Source organism: Caulobacter sp. P1_D6 (assembly GCF_056406095.1).
This window is the reverse complement of sequence record NZ_JBFUAW010000011.1, coordinates 191,464-212,185: the sequence shown is the minus strand read 5'-3', so window position 1 is coordinate 212,185 and position 20,722 is coordinate 191,464. Positions and strand designations below refer to the sequence as shown.

Genomic DNA, 20,722 nt, shown 5'->3' with positions numbered 1-20,722 from the left:
CGCCATGAGCGCCCGTCGACTTAAGGCGGGTTCTCTCGCCGTCGCCCTGATCGCCGCGACGCTGGCAGGGCCTGTCCTGGTCACGCCGGCGCGGGCCCAGGACAGCGTCTCCACCTCCGCGAAGTCGCGCCATTTCACACCCGAAGAGGTCGCCCGGTTCTCCAAGCAGATCGAGAACGACCTGGCCGGACGGGGCGCGCGGGTGGCGATCGTGTTCCGGGCGGGGAGGGCGCGGGAGACCTTGCCCAAGGGCATCGCCTATACGCACGGCGCCTTCTGGGTCTATCGCGACGTGCGGACCGCCGAAGGGGCGGTCGAGCCAGGCTACGCCGTCTACAATCTCTATGCCGGCGATGGGAAGGCCTGGCCGACGACCACGTCGCGCCTGGTGCAGGACTTTCCCTTCAACTTCACCAACGGTTCGTCCGTGGACGACGTCGCGGTCATCATTCCCTCGCCGGAGATGCAGCGCCGCATCCTGGGCGTCATCGATTCCCCCACCTACGCGGCCCTGCACAACCCGTCCTACACCCTGATCGCCAACCCCCTGTCGTCCAAGCACCAGAACTGCAACGGCTTCATGCTGGACGTGATCGCCTCCGCCGTCTGGCAGACCCCTGACAGAGAGCAGATCCGCGCCAATCTGAAGGCGCACTACACGCCGACGACGGTGCAGGCGGGCGCGGTCATGCGGCTGTTCGCGCCGCTGGCCGACCCGCGGCTGAAGACGGACGATCAGTCGGGCCCGCTGCGCACCGCGACCTACGAGAGCATGGCGGCCTTCATGCGCGACAACGGGCTGCTGCAGGCCACCTACAGCGTGACCTTCGCGCGGTGAGCCAAGGAGACTAGCCGGCCTTCGTCGCCATCCAGATCACATGCCGCGCGCCACGGCCCTTGTGGGCTCGCACGCCGATCTCCTCGACCGCGTAGCCGGCCTGCTTCAGGCGGCGCGTGAAGTCGCTGTCACGGGTCGAGGACCAGACCTCCAGCACGCCGCCGGGGCGCAGCGCCTGGCGCGCCTCGGCCAGGCCGCTTCGGCTGTAGAGGCCGTCGTTCTCCTTGCGGGAAAGACCGCCGGGGCCGTTGTCGACGTCCAGCAGGATGGCGTCATAGCCGGCCGCCTCGGCCCGGATCGCTTCGCCGACGTCGCCCTGGTGCAGCGTCACGCGCGGGTCGTCGAGGCTGGCGCCGTGCAGTTCGCTCAGGGGGCCCCGCGCCCAGGCGATGACGGCCGGAACCAGTTCGGCGACCACGATCCGAGCGTCGGGACCGAAGGCGGCGAGCGCGGCGCGCAGGGTGAAGCCCATGCCCAGCCCGCCGATCAGCACTCGCGCCTTGGGACGTTGGCCGATGCGCTCGAAGGCCAGGGTGGCCATGGCCTCTTCCGACCCGCTGAGCCGGCTGTTCATCAGCTCGATCGGACCGGCCATGATCGAATACTCGGTCCCGCGCCGCATCAGCTTCAGCTCCGTGCCGTCGCCGGGGACCTTGGCGGTGTCCAGGTGCTGCCAGGGGATCATGGGAAGTCTCGAGCCGGAGTGGGGCGCACGGGCTAACACAGGGCCGACGGCGGGGCCATCGCCGCTTGACGCCGCGTTCCAGCGGCGCGACCCTCAAGCTAACAATGATAACCTATGGAGGATCCGCTCATGGCCGACGGTGCTACGCAGATCACGACGTCGCTCAAGGACCAGGTCAGCGAGGCCGAATGGAAGGCCCGGGTCGACCTGGCCGCGCTCTATCGCCTGGTCGCTGTCCACGGTTGGGACGACATGATCTTCACCCACATCTCGGCCCGTATCCCGGGGCCCGAGCATCATTTCCTGATCAATCCCTACGGCATGTTCTTCGGCGAGATGACCGCCTCCATGCTGGTCAAGGTCGATCTGGACGGCAACGTGATCGATAAGACGCCGTACTTCATCAATCCAGCGGGCTTCACGATCCACTCGGCGATCCATGCGGCTCGCGAGGACGCTCATTTCGTCATGCACCTGCACACCGATCAGGGCGTGGGGGTGTCGGCCAACAAGGAAGGCCTGCTGCCGCTGTCGCAGCAGTCGCTAATTGTCTTGCCTCAGCTCGCCTATCACGACTATGAAGGTATTGCGCTCAACCTTGACGAACGGGAACGTTTGGTGGCCGACCTCGGCGAGAAGAAGCTGATGATGCTGCGCAACCACGGCACCCTGTCGGTGGGGATGACGGCGGCCGAGTGCTGGCTGGGCATGTTCTTCCTCGAACGCGCCTGCGCCCAGCAGGTGATGGCGCTCAGCGCCGGTCGCGGCAACGTGCTGGAAGCGCCGGAAAACGCCCAGGCCGAGGTCCGCAGCCAGATCGGCATGGGCATGGGCATGATCGCGGGCTTGGCCTGGCCCGGCTGCCTGCGCAAACTCGACCGGGAATCCCCCGGTTACGCTGATTGACGCCCAAACCGCGAAAACGAAACGCCGCCGCGATCCTCGGGGTCGCGGCGGCTTTCTTTTGCGCGCTGCTGGCGCCGCCCGCCTGGGCCGGCGCCTGGCCGATGAAGGACGGCGAGGGCTTGGCCATCCTGAAGTACGAGGGGCAGAAGGCCGACACAGGGCTTGATCCCGACGGCGTGGAGGTCGCGATCGATCCGCGCCGCGACCAGACCCTGTCGCTCTACAGCGAATATGGGCTGACCGACCGCTTGACCTTGCAGACCAAGGTCGCGCTGACCCGGGGGCACGACAACTTCGTCGACTACGAGGGGCGTGGTCCGATCGAGCTGGGTCTGCGCTATGCCCTGCTGCATACGGATCGATCAGCGGTCAGCCTTTATCTGGGCGCCACCAAGGATGGAGTGGGGCGCAATGCGGGCTACGCGGCGCCCGGCCAGGGGGACACCGACCTGGAAGCGCGCCTTCTGGCGGGCACGTCGCGGCAGTGGCGCAGGGCTCAGGGCTTCGCCGAGGTGCAGGTCGCGCGGCTCAAGCGTAGCGGCCTGGCTGACGAGATCCGGGTCGACATCACGGCGGGCGTGAGGCCTACGCCCCGTTGGCTCCTGATGGTCCAGGCCTACACCGGCCAGGCCGAATCCGAGCCGGTTCAGTCACGCTGGCGCAAGCGCGAGGTCTCGGTCACCCACGACCTGGGCGCGTGGAGTTTGCAGGCCGGATGGCGGCGAACGGTGTCGGGTCGGGAGACCCCCGTCGATCAAGGTCCCGTCCTGGCGGTCTGGCGGCGTTTCTGATATTTCAGAGCTGTAATATTTGGTCATCCGTGTGTCACTGGACGCAGGCTAGGGCTGACGGCTAATGAGCCGCCTACTGCTAGCTAAGCCGACTCTGCTCGGCGCCCGGAGCTTTTCGTGATCCGCAGACACTTCTTCCTCGTCGCGGCGATTGTCGCCGTGCTGCTGATGCTGTTGGTCGGCGGGCTGAAACTGGCCTTCGGCGGCAAGACGCAGGGACCGGGCGGTCCGGGCGCCGGCGGACGCGCCACTGCGGTGTCGCAGATCGTGGTCCAGCAACGCACCTTCACCGATCGCGTCGAGGTGCTGGGCGTGGCCAAGGGCCGCCAGTCGGTGACCATCACCTCGAACACGGCCGAGCTGATCACCGCGGTGCATTTCACCGACGGCCAGTATGTGTCGAAGGGGCAGGTCCTGGTCGAGTTGAAGGCCGACCAGGAGAACGCCGGAATCGCCCAGCAGCAGGCGCAGCTGGCCCAGGCCGAACGCGAGTACCAGCGTTGGAAGACCCTGGCGGAAAAGGGCATCGCCCCCCGCGCCACGGTCGAGCAGTACATGGCCGCGCGCGACACCGCCAAGGCGGTCCTGGCCTCGGCCAGCGCCCAGAAGCTGGACAAGGTGATCCGCGCCCCGTTCTCGGGCCGGGTCGGCATTTCCGACATCGCGCCGGGCGCCCTGATCAGCCCCGGAACCCCGATCGTCAGCTTGGACGACGTCTCCCTGATCCGTGTCGATTTCTCGGTGCCTGACCGCTATCTGCCGATCCTGCGCGAAGGCCTGACCATCACCGCCCAGCCAGACGCCCTGCCGGGCGAGGTGTTCACCGGTCGCATCGCCCAGATCGACACCCGCATCGATCCAGCCACCCGCGCGCTCAAGGCCAGGGCCGAGTTTCCGAACGCCGACGGTCGCCTCAAGCCCGGCATGCTGATCAAGGTCGGCATCGACCAGGGCCAACGCCAGGCCGTGGCCGTGCCCGAAGCCGCCATCCAATTCGAGGGCACGCAAGCCTCGGTCTTCCTGATCGCCCAGGAGCCCAAAGGGCAGATCGCGCGTCGCACCACGGTGCAGACCGGCCTGTCGTCGGGCGGCTATGTCGAGATCGTTTCGGGCCTGAAGCCCGGTGACAAGATCGTCGCCGACGGCCTCAACCGCGTCCAGGACGGCGCGTCCGTCGGCGGCGGTGGCGGCAAGGGCGGCGCCGGTCAGAAAGACGGCGCCCAGAAGAAGGCCGGCTGATGCTTTCCGACCTTTCCGTCCGCCGTCCGGTCTTCGCGGCCGTCGTCGCGATCATCCTCTGCGTCATCGGTCTGGCCGCCTTCAGCAGCCTGCCGATCCGTGAGCTGCCCAATGTCGATCCGCCGGTGGTGTCGATCTCGACCACCTATACCGGGGCCTCGGCCGAGGTCATCGAGGAGCGCATCACCCAGGTGATCGAGCGCCAGGTGGCCGGCATCCAGGGCATCGACCGGGTCAACAGCTCCTCGCGCGACGGCCGCTCGCAGATCACGATCACCTTCACCCTGGATCGCGACCTGGACGCGGCGGCCAACGACGTGCGCGACGCCGTCAGCCGGGTGACCTCGAACCTGCCCGACCAGGCCGACCCGCCGCAGATCGCCAAGGCCCAGGCCGACAGCTCGCCGATTGTCATCCTCAACCTGACCTCGACCAGCCTGTCGCCGCTTGAGCTGGCCGACTACGCCGACCGCTATCTGGTCGAGCGCCTGTCGACCGTGCCGGGCGTGGCCCAGGCCGGCCTCAACGGCCAGCTCTACGCCATGCGCATCTGGCTGAACCCCGACGCCATGGCCGCGCGCAACATCACCGTCGACGACGTCGAGAACGCGCTCAACAACCAGAACGTCGAGCTGCCGGCCGGGGCCCTGGAAAGCGACGCCAAGGATTTCACCATCCGCGTGGCCCGCAGCTATTCGCGGCCAGAGGACTTCGTGAAGCTGCCGCTGCGCCCCGCCGACGCCAACGGTTTCGTCGTTCGCCTGGGCGACGTGGCGCGGGTGGAGGAGGGCTCCAACGAACGCCGCAAGATCTTCCGCGGCAATGGCGTCAATCAGGTCGGCATCTTCCTGACCCGCCAGTCGCAGGCCAACGACGTCGCCATCTCCAAGGTGGTCGACAGCGAACTGGTGGAAATCAACAAGACGCTGCCGCCCGGCACCCACCTGATCAAGGCCGTCGACAACTCGATCTTCACCGCCGAGGCGATCCACGAGGTGTGGGTCACCATGGGCATCTCGATCGCCCTGGTGGCCCTGGTGAACCTGGTGTTCCTGGGCAGCTGGCGTTCGGCCCTGATCCCCTCGATCATCGCGCCGATCTGCATCCTGTCGACGTTCATCGTGCTGGCGCCGCTAGGCTTCTCGCTGAACCTGCTGACCCTGCTGGCCCTGGTGCTGGCCGTCGGCCTGGTGGTCGACGACGCCATCGTCGTGGTCGAGAACATCCAGCGTCGGGTCGACGAAGGCGAGCCGGCCAATGTCGCCGCCCTGCGCGGCACCCGGCAGGTGTTTTTCGCCGTCGTCGCCACCACCATCGTGCTGATTTCGGTGTTCGCGCCGCTGATGTTCCTTCCCGGCTATATCGGCCGCCTGTTCGTCGAGCTGGCCGTGGCCATCGCGGCGGCCGTGGGCTTCTCGGCCCTGCTGGCGCTGAGCCTGTCGCCTATGCTGGCCTCCAAGCTGCTGAAGCCGGCCAGCGGCGGCAGCTGGTTCAACCGCAAGGTCGACCACGCGATGGACCGGCTGAAGGACAGCTATCGCCATTCGCTGGAACGCCTGCTGGCCGCGCGCTCGGCCTCCATCGGCACCGGCCTGGTCGTGCTGGTCCTGGCCACGGTGGCGGGCGGGCTGTTCGTCGTCCTGCCGCAGGAATTGGTTCCGGCCGAGGATCGCGGCCGCGTCGACATCGCCATCAACGGCCCCGAGGGCGCGGGCTTCGACTACACCGTCAAGGCGGCCGGCGCCGTCGAGAAGCAGTTGGAGAAGTATCGGGCCGACGGCGTCGCCGCCCGGACCATCATCTCGGTGCCGCGCTTCGGCCAGAGCCAGTTCAACACCGGCAACGGCGTGCTGGTGCTCAAGGACTGGGGCGAGCGCGACAAGACCGCCGATGAAGTGGCCGCCGAACTGAACAAGACGCTCAGCAAGATCACCGGCGTGCGGGCCGTGGCCAGCGTGCGCGGCGCCTTCCAGCGCGGCGGCGGCGGTGGCGGCGGGACGAACGTCGACCTGATCGCCACCGGCAACGACTATGTCGAGCTTGCCAATTGGCTGAAGCCCATCCTGGCCGACGCCCAGGACAATCCGGGCCTGTCGCGTCCGCGCATCGACTACGAGCCGACCTCGCCGCGCCTGTCGGTGCAGATCGACCGCGACAAGGCCGCCAGCCTGGGCATCTCGGCCCAGTCGATCGGTCGGGCCCTGGAGACCATGTTCGGCTCGCGCCGGGCGACGACCTACATCAAGAACGGCCAGGAATACGACGTCATCCTGCAGTCCACGCTCGAACAGCGCCGCAGCCTGGCCGACCTGGACCAGCTGCAGGTGCGCACCCAGTCGGGGACCCTGGTGCCGTTGTCGACGGTGGTGACCACCGAACTGCGGGGCGACGCGCCTGATCGCCCGCGCGTCGACCGCCTGCGCTCGGTGACCCTGACCGCCCAGCTGTCGCCGGGCTATACGGTCGGCGACGCGGTGAAGTTCTTCCAGGACGAGGCCGCGGCCCGTCCGAGCCCCGGCGTCAGCGTCAAGTGGGGCGGACAGGCCAAGGACTTCCTGGAAGCTTCGGGCGCCGTCGGCATCGCCTTCGGCCTGGCCCTGCTGCTGGTCTTCCTGGTGCTGGCCGCCCAGTTCGAAAGCTGGATCCACCCGGCCGTGATCATGCTGACCGTGCCCCTGGCGGTGCTGGGGGGCCTGTTTGGTCTGCTGATGACCGGCTCGACCATCAACACCTACAGCCAGATCGGCCTGATCATCCTGGTCGGCATCGCCGCCAAGAACGGGATCCTGATCGTCGAGTTCGCCAACCAGCTGCGCGACGAAGGCCTGAAGGTGAAGGAGGCGGTGATCGAAGCCGCCGCCCTGCGCCTGCGGCCGATCATCATGACCTCGATCGCCACCGCCATGGGCGCCTTGCCGCTGATGCTGTGGACCGGGGCGGGGGCGGGCAGCCGCAAGACGATCGGGGCGGTGATCTTCACCGGCGCGATCTTCTCGACCCTGCTGACGCTGTTCATCGTGCCGGTGTTCTACAACCTGCTGGCCCGCTTCACGAAGTCACCGGAGTGGACGGCGCGGCAGATCGAAGAGTATGAAGCCCGCGAGAAGAGTGGTGAGGGGCAAGCCTCACCCGTCTGACCCGGGTGAGGAAGCATGGCTGAAGCCGTATTGGCGGCGAAGCGGCAGGAGCTTGCGCTCCTGCGACGCATCGAGGAACGCATTCTCTGGTTGGCGTCGTGGACGATCCACAACGCCAACCATCTGCGTGAAAGCCGCGACGGGCTGAAGGTCGGCGGTCACCAGGCGTCCTGCGCCTCGATGACCACCCTGATGACCGCGCTCTACATGAAGGCGCTGCGACCGCAGGATCGCGTGGCGGTCAAGCCGCACGCCAGCCCGGTGTTCCACGCCATCCAGCACCTGTTCGGCCGCCAGAGCCTGGAGAAGCTCAAGGCCTTCCGCGCCCTGGGTGGCGCGCAGTCCTATCCCTCACGGACCAAGGACACCGACGACGTCGACTTCTCGACCGGTTCGGTCGGCCTGGGCGTGGCCATGACCGCCTTCGCCTCGCTGACCCAGGACTATCTGGCGGCGCGCGGGGCGGTGAAGCCCGAGCGGATGGGACGGATGATCTCGCTGCTGGGCGACGCCGAGCTGGACGAGGGCAACATCTACGAAGCCCTGATCGAGGCCTGCAAGCACGACATCCGCAACACCTGGTGGATCGTCGACTACAACCGCCAAAGCCTGGACGCGACCACCCAGGACCGGATGTTCACCCGCTACGGCGAGATCTTCGAGGCCGCCGGCTGGACGGTCGAGACGCTGAAATGGTCCAAGCGCCAGCGCGAGGCCTTCGCCAAGCCCGGCGGCGCGGCGCTTCAGCAATGGATCGAGACGGCGCCCAACGACCTCTACGCGGCCCTCAGCTACCAGGGCGGCGCGGCGTGGCGCGAACGGCTGTCGACGGACCTGGCCGCCGACGCCGACGCCCTGAAGCTGATCGCGACCTACAAGGACGTCGACCTCGGCGAGCTGATGACCGAGCTAGGCGGCCACTGCATGGAGACCATCCTGGAGGCCTTCGAACGGGCCAGCCAGGACGACGCTCCGCGGTTCTTCATCGCCTACACCGTCAAGGGCCTGCGCCTGCCGTTCCAGGGCCACAAGGACAACCACGCCGGCCTGATGACCGAGACCCAGATCGCCGAGCTCCGCGCCCGGCTGGGCGTGGTCGAGGGCGAGGAATGGGACGCCCTGTCGGGCCTGTCGGCCGCCGAGCACACGGCGTTGAAGGGCCTGGTCGCCCGCGCGCCGTTCGCCGCCCAAGTGGAGCGCGAGCACGTCGCGCCGGCGATTGTCCTTCCGACGGCCGACGAGTTGCTGGCGCCTGTCGCGGGCGGCGGCGAGCAGTCGACCCAGGCCGCCTTCGGCAAGGTGATGTTCGAGATCGCCCGCCGCGACGACGAATTCGCCGGCCGGGTGGTGACCACCTCGCCGGACGTCACGGTCTCGACCAATCTCGGCGGCTTCGTGAACCGTCGGGGCGTCTTCCAGCGGCGCGCGCACGAGGACGTCTTCAAGCGCCGGCGCATCCCTTCGGCCCAGGTCTGGTCCAAGGCCGAGACCGGGCAGCACGTCGAGTTGGGCATCGCCGAGAACAACCTGTTCATCGCCCTGGCGGCCCTGGGCCTGACCGCGCCGCTGTTCGGCGAACGGCTGTTCCCGGTCGGCACGCTGTATGACCCCTTCATCGCCCGTGGGCTCGATGCGCTGAACTACGCCTGCTACCAGGACGCCCGCTTCCTGCTGGTCGCCACGCCTTCGGGGCTGACGCTGGCGCCCGAAGGCGGCGCGCACCAGTCGATCGGCTCGCCGCTGATCGGCATGAGCCAGCCGGGTCTGGACAGCTACGAACCGGCTTTCGCCGACGAGACCGCGGTGCTGATGGCCCACGCCTTCGGCCAGATCCAGGCCGAGCATGGGGCTTCGACCTATCTGCGACTGTCGACCCGGGTGATCGCCCAGCCCGAACGCGTCGACGACGCCTGGCGCCAGGGCGTGGTCAACGGCGCCTACTGGCTGCGGCCGCCGGCCCCTGGAGCGCGCCTGGCCATCGTCTATGCCGGAGCCCTAGCTCCCGAGGCCCTGGCCGCCTTCGAGGCAGTGCTGGAGGACGAACCGGGCGCGGGCCTGCTGGCGGTGACCTCGGCCGACGTCCTGCACCGGGACTGGACCGCCGCGGGGCGTTCGCGCTGGACCAACGGCGGGCCGCGCGCCTCGACCATCGAGACGCTCCTGGCCCCGCTGGCGCGGGACGCCGGATTGGTCACCGTGATCGACGGCGCGCCGTCGACCCTGTCGTGGCTGGGCTCGGTGCGCGGCATGCGGCTGCGGGCCCTGGGGTTGGAGACCTTCGGCCAGTCGGGCGACCTGCCGGACCTCTACGCCAAGTACCGTCTCGACGCCGACGCCATCCTGGACGCCTGCGCCGACCTGCTGATCTGACGAAGGCGAAGATCTAGGACGTCGGGCCGAGCAGTTCGACGCCCTGGATCAGCCCGTCGACCAGCGTGTAGATCGCCGCCTGTCGGGTGTCGGACCACAGGTGTCCCGAGGACGAGTGGACCGAGGACTGGAACTCGGCGCGCACCCTTCCGTCCGGCAGGGTCTCGGTCGTGATCAGGTCCAGGTCCGGCGCGAGTTCGAACATCCGTCGATAGAAGTCGCGGGCGGCGGCCAGGCCCTCGACCTCGCCGCTGTCGAGGAAATCGTGGAAACGCACCTGCGCGTGGGTCACGGCCAGAACCGCCTCGAGATCGCGGCGTTCGATCGCGTCGTAATAGCGGACGATCAGGTCGGTCGCCGCGCTCATTCCGACCGCCCCTTGTCGCGAAACTCGATGTCCATTCGCGAGATCTTGCCGTCGCGCAGGGTGAAGATGTGCCGCACGCAGCTGTCGGACCAGATCTGACCGGCCAGGTTGCGGACGATCTGGTTGACGTCGACGGCGATCCGGCCGTCCGGCAGGGTCGTGAACGAGACCGGCGCGCTGTCGACCTTGATCACCTTGTCGTTCGCGGCCCAGTATGCGGCCAAGGCGTCATGGCCGACCAGCCGCCCGCCCTCGATCTGGTTGGGCCAGTCGACGTCGAGCGCCAGCAGCGCCGAAAAGGCGGCGAAGTCCCTGCGGTTATAGGCTTCGTAGACCCTGGTCAGCAGCGCGTGCGCGTCTTCCATGGCTTGAGCCCTCATCAGCCTTTGGGAGGCTTGTAGCCGGTCTCGACCTTCAGATAGGCGATCAGATCGATGCGGTCCTTGGGGTCGTGCAGACCCGCGAAGGTCATCTTGGTGCCCGGCATGAAGCCGCGCGGATTGTCCAGCCACTTGTCCAGGTGCTCGGCGTCCCAATCGAAGCCGGCCGCGGCGACGGCGGGGGAGTACTTGTAGTCGGGCTTGCTTCCCGCCTTGCGCCCGAAGACGCCATAGAGGTTGGGGCCGGTCATGTTGGGGCCGCCCTCGGCGATGGTGTGGCAGGACCGGCAGAGGGCGAACTTGCTCTGGCCGTTCATCAGGTCGCCAGTGTTGTACGGAGCGGGGAGGGCGGCCAGCAGGGCCTGCTTTTCGACGTCGGTCGGCGGCGCTGCGGCGGGCGAACTCGCCGATCCGCCGTCGGAGCTTCCCGGCGACTTGGAGCAGCCCGCCAAAAGGACGCAGACGATCGCCGCCGCGGCGAGGTGAAACTGACGCATTTACTAGTCCCCGACTGACATTATGCCGCAAGCTGTGCGGCGCGGCGCCGCATTCATTTTCTGGCCCAACTATGGGTCGTGCATCCAATATATAACGCCGTTATGCGGTCAAGGTCTTGCCACCTTTCGGTGAGCGCCCTGCGACAACGCGCGTTATCCCACAGAATGTAAAAGCAAAATGCCCGATTACAAACCGTGGGTATGCACATAAAAAATTGACCAGAATTAACCATAAACGTACCCAGAAAGCCGTCGGAGGGGCTGCTCCGGCGACGGGTAGGAAAACAAGATCATGGACTGGAACGAAGAGCGGACCGCCACGCTTCGCAAGCTGTGGCTTGAGGGGATGAGCGCCAGTCAGGTGGCGCGCCAATTGGGCGGCGTCAGCCGCAGCGCGGTGATCGGCAAGGTGCACCGTCTGGGCATCACCGTTCGAGACATTCCCACCCGTCAGCGCACCACGGTGCGCACCGCCGTCCGAGCCCAACCCCGCGCCCGCGTCGTTCGCGACGCCTCCGCCGCTCCGGTCCGCCCCGCCATTCGCCTGATCGAGATCGCCGAGATGGCGCCGACCGCGAACATCCTTGGCCTGGAGACCCATTCCTGCCGCTGGCCGATCGGCAATCCCGACTCCCACGACTTCGGCTTCTGCGGCCGCGAAAAGACCGCCCGCGGCTCCTACTGCGACGAGCACGCCCGCGGCGCCTTCCGCAAGCTGAGCTCGCCGTCCGAGCTCAAGGCCTGGGTGCGCCAACCGGCCCAGATCGAACGCTACACCGCCTGATCGCCCTCATCGCCTGAACCCAAGCTCCAGGACGACCCCAATGAACATGGTCTTGATCGAAAACACCGCGGGCAGCAGCCAGGTGATCACCATCATCGAGGAGTTCGCCGGCCACTCGGTGTCGCGCGATCTCAATCCCGGCGAGAACACCCGCATCCCCGTCGGCCAGTTCAAGTCGATCGTGGTGCGCGAGACCTATCCCGACGACTGGTTGGCCCGGGCCCGCGCGCGCAACGCCGCGACCCCGGACGCGATCGCCAACCGCGCCGCCTGATCGCCTTTCGCCCCCTCGACGGGCGAGAAATACACGGCCCCCGCGAACTTGTTCGCGGGGGCCGTTTCGTCTGGAACCGTATGGTTAGCGTGACGTTAGCCACGATCGAACGGCGTTCGCTGTCGTTCACGCCAGGGGGAACGGCGTTGCGTTCCAAATGCATGCAACCGCGCGCATTCGCGCGCTGCAAGCGGGGCCGTGATTGTGTGTGGCTTCCGCGTGTGAGATGAAGACGCGCCATTTGGCGTGGGGGGAACCATGTCAGAGCAGAAGCAAGGGGAGGGCCGCGGTTTGCCGTTGCCGACCTATGTCAGCTACCTGATGTACCAGACCGAGCAGCATCGGCGCGCTTTGGCGGCCGACTGCATCGCGCAACACGGATTGAGCTTCGCCAAATGGGTGGCGCTGGCCTCCCTGGCGCGGTTCGGCGAATGCTCGATGACGCGCCTGGCGCGCCTGTCGGCCGCCGACCGTACGACCCTGACCCGGTCGATCGACGGCCTGATCCGCGACGGCCTCGTCGAACGCGGGACCCAGGCTTCGGACCGCCGCAAGGTGGTGGTTCGTCTGACCCCGGAAGGTCAGGAGATCCTGGGGCGGATCCGTGAGGACATCCATCCCATCAACCAGGAAGTCTGCGCCGAGCTCACCGTGGAGGAGCAGACCAACCTGGCGACCTATCTCCAGAAGATCCTCGGCGGTCTGATCACCGAGCCGGAGTGGAAGCACGAGGTCCTGTCCTATGGACCGGGGCCAGTCGAGCCGGCCTGGAAGCGCGTCTAGGAGTCCAGCTTCGCGGGCCGGGTGATCACCCATCGGGTGACGGGCTGGCGGAAGTTCAGCGGCCCGGGCACGGTGATGTGGGTCTTCAGGTATCTGAACCCGGCCGATCTCAGCGCACGGTTGGGCGCGGCGTTGAAGGCGTGGGGCTCGCAGAACAATCGCTTCAACCGAAGCTGTTCGAAATAGAGTTCCACGCTGCGGCGCACCGCCTCGACACCCAGGCCGCGTCGGCGGTCTTGGGGGGTGGTGACGTGCAGGTGCATGTGCGCCTGTTGGCCGAACGCGATCTTGTCGGCGCTGGAGAAGCCGACGGGCCGCTCGTCATTCAGCCAGGTCAGAAGCAGGGTTTCCCGATTTTCCAGCGGCTGTTGGAAGACGGCCTCGTAATAGGCGCGCCAGTCCTCGCGCCTGGGCAGACGCTCCGGGTCCACGCCGATCATTTCCAGATGCTCCGGAGTCGATGCGTGGAAATAGTCGATGACCAGATCGACCTCGGATTCCGCCATTTCTCGAACCACCAGGCTCATGGGCCGCCCCGCCGCTAGCGCTTGGCGGAATGTGGCCAACATCCGTAAAAATTGTCCAGTTCTATATACTTACGCTTTGGTTGCGCTGTCGCGCGCGGACTCAACGCGCCGTGAAGGTCGGGCCTCAGTCGTCGCCCTTCGGACGGCCGCGAAGCGCCTTGACGCCCGCCCGCTTGCCCTTGGTCTCCAGCCGCTTGAGCTTGCTGGAATAGGTGGGCTTGGTCGGCCGCCGGGGCTTCGGTTTTTCGGTCGCGCGGCGGATCAGCTCGACCAGCCGATCGCGGGCTTCCTGGCGGTTCATCTCCTGGGACCGGCTGCCCTGGGCGAACAGGACGATCACGCCGTCCTGGGTCAGACGGCTGCCGGCCAGGGCTTCCAGTCGCGTCTTCACATCCTCGGGCAGGGTGGGGGAGTTGCGCACGTCGAAGCGCAGTTCGATCGCCGTCGAGGTCTTGTTGACGTGTTGACCGCCGGGGCCCGAGGCGCGGGTGGCCTTCTCGACGATCTCGTCGTCCTCGATCCGCAGCCAGGAGGTGATCTCGATCATCGGACCACGCGCCGGGCCTTGACCACGACGGTGTCCAGCGCCTGCAGGAACTTGGAGCGGTCGGCGGGGCCGAAGGCCTTGGGGCCGCTGGTGACCTCGCCCATCGAGCGCAGGTGCTCGCCGATCATCCGCGACGCCAGGGCCGAGCCGATGGTGTCGACGGTGAATAACCGCCCGGTCGTGCCCAACGCTTGGCCGCCGGCTTTCAGCACACGGTCGGCCAGCGGGATGTCGTTGGTGATCACCACGTCGCCGGGGCCGGCCCGCTCGGCGATCCAGTCGTCGGCGATGTCCGGACCTGCGTCGACCACGATCTGCTCGATCGCCGGGGTCGGGGGCACGCGGATCCAGCTGTTGGAGACCACGAAGGTCTTCAGGCCGTAGCGGGCGGCGACCTTGTAGACCTCGTCCTTCACGGGGCAGGCGTCGGCGTCGATGTAGAGAGTCGTTTTGTGAGCGACGGGGGTCATGCGCCGTCTCGTAGCGCCTTCCCCAGCCGGGCGCCAAGCGTCGCGACGGCCTCGACCGCCACGGGCAGGACATGGGTGAAGTTGACGAAGCCATGGGCCTGGCCCGGATATTCCTGCAGCTCGACAGTCACGCCCGCCGCTGTCAGGGCCGCGGCGTAGCGCACGGCGTCGGGATGAACGGGGTCCAGCAGCGTGCCGGTGACCAGGAAGGTCGGCGGCGTGGCCGGGCCGGCCGCGTCCAGCAGGGACGGGGCGTGGGCGTTAGCCAGTTGGGCGTTGATGTAGGCCACGGCCAGGCGGCCGATCAACCGAGCGTCGCGCAGCAGGGTCTGGGCCCAGACCTTGTCGTCCAGATGGATCAACGGAGAGAAGAAGCCCTGGGCCTTCACCGCGCCGGCCCGCCGGGCGTTGGCTTCGCTGGCCACGGTGGCGGCCAGATAGGCGCCGGCGCTGTCGCCGGCCACGGCCAGGCGATCGGGATCGACGCCGAGCTCGGCGGCCTGGTCCAGCAGCCAGGCGAACGCCGCCCGGGCGTCGTCGATCTGCGACGGGAAGGGGTGTTCGGGCGCGAGACCGTAGGCGGCGGACACGACGCGGACGCCGGCCGCGTCGGCCAGGCGCTGGCACAGGGCGTCATGGGTCTCGATGTCGGAGATCACGAACCCGCCGCCATGGAAGAACAGGATGGCGGGGCCGACGGCGGCGGCGTGCATCGGCACATAGAGTCGGGCGGCGCGCTTTCCGCTGGCGGCCGGATAGTCGAGATTACGGATCTGAGCCAGGCGCGGAAGCTTGCGGTCGCGGTGGGCGATGGCGAAGCGCACGGCGCGGCGGACGCGTTCCAGCCCGAAGCGATGAGCGCCGGCCACCCGTTCGGCGAAGACGCTGGTCAGGGGCGCGTTCATCGGTCTTCCGCCTTGGCCGTTGAGCGCTGGCAGGCTTAGCCGCCCGGGGTTCGGCTGTCCATGGCGCCGCCCCATGCGTGCGCGGGCGGCAAGCTCCGCACATCCGAATCGCATTGGCCTGAAACGCCCTAGATGCGGCTTTTTCGCCCGTCGCGCGAACAGGCCGCGCCCAGGGTTTGGGCAGGGCCCGCTTGCTTGCCCGCTTTGCGTACAAACGGACGTTCTTCACAGCTTCACCGTACAACGCAGCGGTCTCGCCCTTGATTGGCCGTCCCAGCGCACTAGTTATCAACCCGTGGAGCCGCCCTTGGCGCTCCTGCCCTTCCTGGGCGTTTCCTCCCTAATGACTGCCCGGCCTTCGTGCCGGGCATTTTTTTTGCCGGTCCCAAGGCCTTTGATCGACGCGCGCCGGGCGTGGCCGTAAACTCGATCCTTGAGCGTGAAGCCGTTCCGACCCCGTCGGCGGCCGCAGTGGAGACCGAGTATGGACAAGGCCGAACTCAATCGCGTCGTCGAGCGACACAAGGCCGAGCAGGACGCCCTCGAGGAGCGTCTGGAAGCCCTGCGCAGCGGCAAGCTGCAGGTGGGGGCGCGTACCGACGACGGCGGCGTGACGGACGAGACCCACGTCCACATCAGCGAGCTGGAACGCCTCAAGCAGTGGCTGGCCGAGAACGTCGCCCGCTACGAGGCCCTGCTGGGCGCCTAGAGGAAACGCCGCGCGCGGCTAGGCCGGCCGCGCGTCGCTTTTCAGACCGTTCAGGCTGGCGACGCCGATGGCGGCCATCAGCCGGTCGACCGTCACGCCCTCGACGGTGGGCACCCATTGGGCCAGCCAGATCAACATGCCCAGCAGCAGCTGGACCACCAGCGACGACTCGCAGGGGGTGATCGAGCCGTCGGCCATGCCGTCCTGGATGATCCGCTCGAGCCGTCGGGTCAGGTGTTCGCTGCACGTGGCGATCGCGTCGCGCTGGTTTTCGTCCAGATAGGACCGGTCGCCGAAATAGAGCAGGGGACCGTTGCGGGCGGACTCCACCAGCAGGGCCTTCAGAAAACGTTCGAGTCGTTCGAAACCGCTGCCGCCATCCTCGTTCGTCTGGCTCAGGACCCGATCGAAGCGCTCCAGCGAGCTCTGGTGGCAGGCGAAGACCAGGGCCTGCTTGTTGGGAAAATAGTAGTAGAGCGCCGCGTCGCGCAGATCGAGCGCGGCCGCGATCTCGGTCATCGTGGCCAGGGCGTAGCCCTTGACGTTGATGATCTCGGTGGCCGCCCGAAGGATGGAGTCGCGCTTCTTGGCGGACTTCGGGCTGTGCGACAGCGGTTTGTGACCGTCCGGCGCGGCCGTGACGATGTCGTCTTCGCCGGTCAAGTTTTCCCGCTCCCCTGGCGTTCTCTTTACGGAACTTCCGCAGTGGTAGCGGTCCGACGCCGCCTTGGGCAAGCGTCCTGAGAACGACGTTCTATTTCGTCCTAAAATTTCTAACTTGCTCTAGAATATCTGGGGTGTACTAGAATCGGTCCCAGGACACGAAGCGCCGAAACAGGCGATCGCGTCCTAGGGGGAAACCGAGATGGCCGCGAACGCCGCGCAGGACTGTGTCCGCGCCCTCACCGAGGGCGATGCGCCGCGCGACGTCACCGCCGTACCGCTCAACCGAACATCAGATCGCCGAGTTGCTCGTGTCCGCACGGAGCGGATCGGCGCGCTGCGGCTCGTCTCGCGCTGAAAACCAACAAGAACAGTTTCCAGGGAGAATAACGTGAAGAAGGTGCATTTCGTCGGCGCGTCGCTGCTGGCGCTGGCCGTGGCGGGTCCCGCCCTGGCGCAGGACCAGACGCCGCCGTCCGCCAACGCCGCCGCGACCGTCGAAGAGATCATCGTCACGGCGACCAAGCGCGAGCAGACCCTCCAGGACGTGCCGATCTCGGTGGCCGTCACCAGCCAGAAGACCATCGAACGGGCCCAGATCCGCGACCTGATCGACCTGCAATCGGTGGTGCCGTCGCTGAAGGTGTCGCAGTTCAACGCCGCCAGCCAGACCAACTTCATCATCCGGGGCTTCGGCAACGGCAACGGCAACGACGGCATCGAGAGCTCGGTCGGCGTGTTCATCGACGGCGTCTACCGTTCGCGCTCCGCCGCGGCCCTGGACGACCTGCCCGAGGTCGAGCGCATCGAAGTGCTGCGCGGCCCGCAGTCCACCCTGTTCGGCAAGAACGTGTCGGCCGGCGCGATCAGCATCGTGACCAAGCAGCCGCAGTTCGACTTCGGCGGCAAGGTCGAGGCCACCCTCGGCAACTACGACGCGCGCCAGTTGAAGGGCACCGTCACCGGCCCGCTGAGCGACACGGTCGCCGTGCGCCTGTCGGGCAGCCTGAACAAGCGTGACGGCTACGCGACCAACGTCACCACCGGCAACGACGTCAACGACCGCGACCGCTGGTCGATCCGCGGCGACCTGCTGTGGGTGCCGACCGACCAGACCTCGGTTCGGATCATCGCCGACTACAACAAGATCACCGAAGTCTGCTGCGCGGTGAACTCGATCTACAACGGCCCGGCCACCCAGTTTATCGGCGCGCCCGCGCCGTTCGGCCTGGGCAAGCCGATCAGCGATCCGAAGAAGATCTTCGACCGCGACGTCGTCTTCAACACCGACCCCAGCAACCGCCTGACGGGCAAGGGGATCTCGGGCCAGATCGACCACGACCTCAGCTTCGCCAAGCTGACCGCCATCACCGCCTATCGCGAGCAGACCGCCGCCTCGTTCCAGGACGTCGACTTCACCGGCGCGGACCTGGCCAACAAGGCCGACGGCAACGACATCAAGACCTTCACCCAGGAACTGCGCCTGGCCTCGAGCAACGAAGGCCCGTTCAACTGGCTGATCGGCGGCTTCTACCAGGACGAAAAACTCGAGACCGGCCGGACGATCAACTACGGGACCGACATCCGCGCCTACACCGACGGCCTGAGCGGCCAGGTCCCCGCCGCCTTGCTCGCCGCCTTGCCGGCGGCCATCCGTCCGGCCCTGACCGGCAAGTCCAACATCTATGCCCTGGAGTTCCTCCAGAGCCTGGTCACCCCGTCGATCGTTCCAGGCAAGGCCTACTTCCAGGCCGGCCAGGGCATCGACGACGACTATTCGATGAAGCAGCGGTCCTATTCGCTGTTCGGCCAGGCCGACTACCAGGTCACCGACCAGCTGACGATCACCGGCGGCCTGTCCTATCTGAACGATCGCAAGCGTGTGGCGTCGGACGTGGTCCTGCGCGACCCGTTCTCGGCCCTGAACCTGCAGAACGTGCCGCAATTGACCGCCCTGGGCCTGCCGGGCAACCTGTACGGCGCGCTGGGCAGCCTGCAGTTCTACTACGGCAACACCAGCAACCACGCCCCGGTCAACTTCCCGAACGCCAGCGAGTCCGGCGAACTGAAGGGCGACAAGGTCACCTACGCCGTTCGCGCCGCCTACGACTTCGGCTGGGTGAACGCCTATGTCAGCTATTCTACGGGCTGGAAGGCCGGGGCCTACAACCTGTCGTCCGACAGCCGGCCGCCGAACGCCAACGGCGTGGGCCGCACCGCCGCACCCGAGGACGTCAGCGTCTACGAAGCCGGCCTGAAGGCCAACTTCCAGGGCGGCTATCTGAACCTCGCGATCTTCGATCAGTCGATCAAGGGCTTCCAGTCCAACGCCTATACCGGCATCGGCTACAGCCTGGTCAACGCCGGCGAGGAGTCGGTGAAGGGCTTCGAGGTCGACAGCGCCTACCGGCCGATCGACTGGTTGTCGCTGACGGCGTCGGCGACCTATCTGGATCCGACCTACGACTCGTTCACCGGCGCGGCCTGCGTGAACTACGACACCGTCCGCTGCCCGGTGAACATCTCCACCGGCCTGCGTCCCAACTTCCGCGATCTGACGGGCGACAAGCCGGCCGGCATCCCCAAGTGGAGCCTGTCGACCTCGGCCACGATCTCGCACGACCTGGGCAAGGGGTACGCCGGCTACCTGCGGGTCGAGTACGACTACACCAGCAAGGCGCAGCTCAGCGAGACGACCCCGCCGGACATCGGGACCTGGGGCCAGAACATCGTCAACGCCAGCCTGGGCGTCACCGACGACGCGCACCAGCTGGAGCTGACGCTGTGGGCGCGTAACCTGACCAACGACGAAAGCCTGATCGCCACGTTCCCGACCGTCGCCCAGGACGGCAGCTACAGCGGCTATCCGACCCCGCCGCGCACCTACGGTGTGACGTTGCGCAAGACGTTCTAATCAATTTCGAGGTCTGAACCGCCGCTCGGCCCGCAAAGGCCGGGCGGCTTTTTCTTTTTTTGGCGCGTTGTAGGGACGCGACGCAATATGGGCTTGCAATTCAATCTTACGTCGTTTGTACCAAAAACAACTTATAAGTTATTCTCATGTTTTTGGTGTGACCTTGCTTATCTGGCTTTCATCGTTTCCACGATCCGGCAACACGTTGATGCGGAGCCTGCTGCGCAGGACATTCGGCTTAGCGAGTTATTCCAAGTATGAGCCCGCGGGTTCGCCGAGCATGGACAAGCGGCTGACCGACATGATCGGGGTGGCGAAATACGAGGGGGACCTGCCGGTCTTCGTCGAAACCGCCAGGTCGATTGCGGATGACGTAATCCTGAAGACCCACGATGAGCCCGAAGGCGAGGACGCGGCGATTTACGTTGTCCGCAATGGTTTGGTCGCCACCGATTCCTACCGACACTATCGAAGCCGCGTTGAGGGGCGCGACGTGTCCTGGCGAGAGGTGATCGAGGATTCGACCGTGTTCGGAAACTGGTCGCGCCACCTGGACGCTTGGTCGCCTTTGTCGCGTGGCCGGACGCTCGTCGTTCGCTACGAAGACGTGATCGACGATCCTTCGGTCGTGGTCCAAGCGCTCGCGGCCTTCCTTGATCGCGAGCCGATCGACGCCTGGGAAAATCCCTGGAGCGAGGCGCACGCTATCGGACCCAATTTCTTCCGGCGCGGATTGCCGACCGTACCGGACACCGTGACACCCGAAGAGCGAGCTGTGTTCATGGCCGTTCACGGCGAATGGATGGAGCGGTTGGCCTACGCCGTCTGAAAGCGTGGAGCGTTGGCCGCCGTGGAGAGTGTGGTGCCGGTTGCAGGACTCGAACCCGCGACCTTCGGTTTACAAAACCGCTGCTCTACCAGCTGAGCTAAACCGGC

The 20,722-nt window shown here is 66.9% G+C and carries 22 protein-coding genes and 1 tRNA gene; 13 read left to right on the top strand and 10 right to left on the bottom strand.

Translation table 11 applies throughout. The features are described from left to right. The first annotated feature begins 4 nt into the window (after window positions 1-4). A complete protein-coding gene (locus AC1DYP_RS08615; protein ID WP_477045974.1) occupies window positions 5-838 on the top strand; it encodes a DUF2145 domain-containing protein in 834 nt (277 codons plus the stop codon). A gap of 10 nt (window positions 839-848) precedes the next feature. Here the strand turns inward: AC1DYP_RS08615 and AC1DYP_RS08610 are convergent, their stop codons facing one another. After that, on the bottom strand, window positions 849-1,523 hold the full coding sequence (locus AC1DYP_RS08610; RefSeq protein WP_477045973.1) for a spermidine synthase: 675 nt from the start codon (window positions 1,521-1,523) through the stop codon (window positions 849-851). Between the two features lie 129 nt (window positions 1,524-1,652). Between AC1DYP_RS08610 and AC1DYP_RS08605 the strand changes: the two genes are divergently transcribed. The 5 genes from AC1DYP_RS08605 (at window position 1,653) to AC1DYP_RS08585 (ending at window position 9,966) form a co-directional block, all read left to right on the top strand. Further along, window positions 1,653-2,429, top strand: a complete 777-nt coding sequence (locus AC1DYP_RS08605; RefSeq protein ID WP_477045972.1) for a class II aldolase/adducin family protein — start codon at window positions 1,653-1,655, stop codon at window positions 2,427-2,429. After that, the gene (locus AC1DYP_RS08600; protein WP_477045971.1) at window positions 2,426-3,220 is read left to right on the top strand and encodes a hypothetical protein; all 795 of its coding nucleotides are present in this window, start codon (window positions 2,426-2,428) and stop codon (window positions 3,218-3,220) included. Before AC1DYP_RS08605 ends, AC1DYP_RS08600 begins: the two co-directional genes overlap by 4 nt. A gap of 117 nt (window positions 3,221-3,337) precedes the next feature. Next, on the top strand, window positions 3,338-4,459 hold the full coding sequence (locus AC1DYP_RS08595) for an efflux RND transporter periplasmic adaptor subunit (protein WP_477045970.1): 1,122 nt from the start codon (window positions 3,338-3,340) through the stop codon (window positions 4,457-4,459). Beyond that, a complete protein-coding gene (locus AC1DYP_RS08590; RefSeq protein ID WP_477045969.1) occupies window positions 4,459-7,596 on the top strand; it encodes an efflux RND transporter permease subunit in 3,138 nt (1,045 codons plus the stop codon). The genes AC1DYP_RS08595 and AC1DYP_RS08590 overlap by 1 nt, the downstream gene beginning before the upstream one ends. A 15-nt stretch (window positions 7,597-7,611) precedes the next feature. Then, entirely contained in the window at window positions 7,612-9,966 is a 2,355-nt protein-coding gene (locus AC1DYP_RS08585) for a transketolase (RefSeq protein ID WP_477045968.1), read from the top strand. A 13-nt stretch (window positions 9,967-9,979) separates the two neighbouring features. Here AC1DYP_RS08585 and AC1DYP_RS08580 read toward each other — a convergent pair whose 3' ends face one another. From AC1DYP_RS08580 to AC1DYP_RS08570, 3 genes are read right to left on the bottom strand one after another with little or no spacing between them, the layout of a single operon-like run. Further along, entirely contained in the window at window positions 9,980-10,333 is a 354-nt protein-coding gene (locus AC1DYP_RS08580) for a nuclear transport factor 2 family protein (protein ID WP_477045967.1), read from the bottom strand. Then, entirely contained in the window at window positions 10,330-10,698 is a 369-nt protein-coding gene (locus tag AC1DYP_RS08575; RefSeq protein ID WP_477045966.1) for a nuclear transport factor 2 family protein, read from the bottom strand. The genes AC1DYP_RS08580 and AC1DYP_RS08575 overlap by 4 nt, the downstream gene beginning before the upstream one ends. Window positions 10,699-10,712: 14 nt before the next feature. Next, entirely contained in the window at window positions 10,713-11,210 is a 498-nt protein-coding gene (locus AC1DYP_RS08570; protein ID WP_477045965.1) for a c-type cytochrome, read from the bottom strand. Between the two features lie 292 nt (window positions 11,211-11,502). Between AC1DYP_RS08570 and AC1DYP_RS08565 the strand changes: the two genes are divergently transcribed. The 3 genes from AC1DYP_RS08565 (at window position 11,503) to AC1DYP_RS08555 (ending at window position 13,051) form a co-directional block, all read left to right on the top strand. Next, the gene (locus AC1DYP_RS08565; RefSeq protein ID WP_477045964.1) at window positions 11,503-11,994 is read left to right on the top strand and encodes a GcrA family cell cycle regulator; all 492 of its coding nucleotides are present in this window, start codon (window positions 11,503-11,505) and stop codon (window positions 11,992-11,994) included. A gap of 40 nt (window positions 11,995-12,034) precedes the next feature. Then, window positions 12,035-12,268, top strand: a complete 234-nt coding sequence (locus AC1DYP_RS08560; RefSeq protein WP_477033565.1) for a hypothetical protein — start codon at window positions 12,035-12,037, stop codon at window positions 12,266-12,268. Between the two features lie 258 nt (window positions 12,269-12,526). Next, entirely contained in the window at window positions 12,527-13,051 is a 525-nt protein-coding gene (locus tag AC1DYP_RS08555; protein WP_477033566.1) for a MarR family winged helix-turn-helix transcriptional regulator, read from the top strand. Here the strand turns inward: AC1DYP_RS08555 and AC1DYP_RS08550 are convergent. The 4 genes from AC1DYP_RS08550 to AC1DYP_RS08535 form a co-directional block, all read right to left on the bottom strand. After that, window positions 13,048-13,578: a GNAT family N-acetyltransferase gene (locus AC1DYP_RS08550; protein WP_477045963.1), complete on the bottom strand. Its 531-nt coding sequence runs from the start codon at window positions 13,576-13,578 to the stop codon at window positions 13,048-13,050. The two genes, AC1DYP_RS08555 and AC1DYP_RS08550, sit on opposite strands and share 4 nt — an antisense overlap. A 124-nt stretch (window positions 13,579-13,702) precedes the next feature. Continuing rightward, window positions 13,703-14,125 (bottom strand): alternative ribosome rescue aminoacyl-tRNA hydrolase ArfB, encoded by a 423-nt coding sequence (gene arfB / locus AC1DYP_RS08545; RefSeq protein ID WP_477033568.1) that lies wholly within the window; start codon window positions 14,123-14,125, stop codon window positions 13,703-13,705. Further along, window positions 14,122-14,595, bottom strand: a complete 474-nt coding sequence (locus AC1DYP_RS08540; RefSeq protein ID WP_477045962.1) for a YaiI/YqxD family protein — start codon at window positions 14,593-14,595, stop codon at window positions 14,122-14,124. The genes arfB and AC1DYP_RS08540 overlap by 4 nt, the downstream gene beginning before the upstream one ends. Further along, complete coding sequence (locus AC1DYP_RS08535; protein ID WP_477045961.1) at window positions 14,592-15,500, bottom strand: alpha/beta hydrolase; 909 nt, start codon at window positions 15,498-15,500, stop codon at window positions 14,592-14,594. The genes AC1DYP_RS08540 and AC1DYP_RS08535 overlap by 4 nt, the downstream gene beginning before the upstream one ends. A 484-nt stretch (window positions 15,501-15,984) precedes the next feature. On the opposite strand from AC1DYP_RS08535, the gene AC1DYP_RS08530 reads away from it, so the two are divergent. Further along, a complete protein-coding gene (locus AC1DYP_RS08530) occupies window positions 15,985-16,209 on the top strand; it encodes a hypothetical protein (protein WP_477033571.1) in 225 nt (74 codons plus the stop codon). A gap of 18 nt (window positions 16,210-16,227) precedes the next feature. On the opposite strand, the gene AC1DYP_RS08525 is transcribed toward AC1DYP_RS08530, so the two are convergent. Continuing rightward, the gene (locus tag AC1DYP_RS08525; protein WP_477045960.1) at window positions 16,228-16,872 is read right to left on the bottom strand and encodes a TetR/AcrR family transcriptional regulator; all 645 of its coding nucleotides are present in this window, start codon (window positions 16,870-16,872) and stop codon (window positions 16,228-16,230) included. 202 nt (window positions 16,873-17,074) lie between these two features. On the opposite strand from AC1DYP_RS08525, the gene AC1DYP_RS08520 reads away from it, so the two are divergent. The 3 genes from AC1DYP_RS08520 to AC1DYP_RS08510 all read left to right on the top strand — a co-directional run bounded on the left by AC1DYP_RS08520 (window position 17,075) and on the right by AC1DYP_RS08510 (window position 20,615). Next, on the top strand, window positions 17,075-17,230 hold the full coding sequence (locus tag AC1DYP_RS08520; protein WP_477045959.1) for a hypothetical protein: 156 nt from the start codon (window positions 17,075-17,077) through the stop codon (window positions 17,228-17,230). A 33-nt stretch (window positions 17,231-17,263) separates the two neighbouring features. Further along, window positions 17,264-19,786 (top strand): TonB-dependent receptor, encoded by a 2,523-nt coding sequence (locus AC1DYP_RS08515; RefSeq protein ID WP_477045958.1) that lies wholly within the window; start codon window positions 17,264-17,266, stop codon window positions 19,784-19,786. Window positions 19,787-19,943: 157 nt separating this feature from the next. Beyond that, the gene (locus tag AC1DYP_RS08510; RefSeq protein WP_477045957.1) at window positions 19,944-20,615 is read left to right on the top strand and encodes a sulfotransferase domain-containing protein; all 672 of its coding nucleotides are present in this window, start codon (window positions 19,944-19,946) and stop codon (window positions 20,613-20,615) included. A gap of 31 nt (window positions 20,616-20,646) precedes the next feature. Here the strand turns inward: AC1DYP_RS08510 and AC1DYP_RS08505 are convergent. After that, window positions 20,647-20,722 (bottom strand) — tRNA-Thr (locus tag AC1DYP_RS08505).